Genomic DNA, 1,214 nt, shown 5'->3' on the forward strand with positions numbered 1-1,214 from the left:
AACGTGAACTCGACACTCACATCCTCGCAGGCCGGGAGCACCCTTCCTTGATCACGTCACCGCGCGAGCCACTGGCGCTGAATATCCGAGGTCAGCGGTGGCAAGCCGGATGGCGCCAGCGTGATCCGGCTGGAGACTAACCTCGGCGGAGGTAAGACGCACAACCTCATTGCTCTGTTCCACGCGGCCCGAGGGCGACTCGATGTAAGCCGGGCGGCGGAGTTCATGGATGCCTCGCTGCTCCCGGCGGATCCGGTGGATCAGGTGGGTGCATTCGTAGGCACCAGCACCGGTGCGCTGAGCTTTCCAGAAGTCGCAGGCATCAACGCTCATACCGTCTGGGGATACCTGGCCCTTCAGGTCGGTGGTGCTGCCGGGTACGAGTTCGTTCGAGCAGATGACGAGGCGTTGACCGCCCCGGGATCCGATGCGATCAAACGGATGCTCGGAGACCGTCCCTCGCTGCTACTCATTGACGAGATCGCTCGCTACTACCACGTCGCCAAGGGCGTGCGGGTCGGCGAGACCACGCTCGCCAGCCAGACCACAGCGTTCCTGATGGCCCTTATGGAGGCAGTCGACGGTCTGCCACACGCCGCGCTAGTGATCACCACCACCGGGGTGACTGACGCGTTCGGCGAGGCAACCAGCGATGTCCTGGAGGCCATCAACGAGGCGCGGTCGCTCATGGCACGCAAGGAACTGGTCCTCCGCCCTAGTGAGGAACCAGACCTCCCGAAGATCCTCGCCCGTCGTCTCTTTAAACAGCTCGAGAGCGGGAACGCCGCCGCTGCGGCAGCCAAGGCGTACGCGGAAGCCGCCGATGCGGCCAACGCCGGCGGCCTTGACCTTCCCGAGGGCATGGTCGGCAGTGGCTGGGCATCGGAAGTGGCACGAACCTACCCGTTCCATCCCGCTCTCATTCGGATCCTGGACAAGCGTCTGTCTACGATCCCGAATTTCCAGCGCACCCGCGGTGCGCTGCGACTCCTTGCCCGGGTGGTCCGTCGGCTGTGGGCTCAGCAACCCGACCACACCTACTTGATTCATCCGCACCACATCGATCTTGCGGAGCGGGTTATCGCGGAGGAGCTCTCCAGTCGATTGGAGAGGCCGCAGTGAATCGCTGCGGGTTCTTCAGAGACTCTAGATTGTGGCTGTGACCTGCAGGTTTGGCTGTTGGCTGTAGTACTTGGCTTCGTATTCGGCGGGTG

1 protein-coding gene is annotated in these 1,214 nt (G+C 63.4%); it reads left to right on the forward strand.

Features of this window, described 5'->3' with window-relative positions:
- Positions 1 to 120: 120 nt before the first annotated feature.
- On the forward strand, positions 121 to 1,122 hold the full coding sequence (locus P3T29_RS32630) for a DUF499 domain-containing protein (RefSeq protein WP_280720300.1): 1,002 nt from the start codon (positions 121 to 123) through the stop codon (positions 1,120 to 1,122).
- Positions 1,123 to 1,214: the final 92 nt, after the last annotated feature.

The sequence above is a fragment of the Kitasatospora sp. MAP5-34 genome (assembly GCF_029894335.1).
In the GTDB taxonomy this organism is placed as follows: domain Bacteria; phylum Actinomycetota; class Actinomycetes; order Streptomycetales; family Streptomycetaceae; genus Kitasatospora.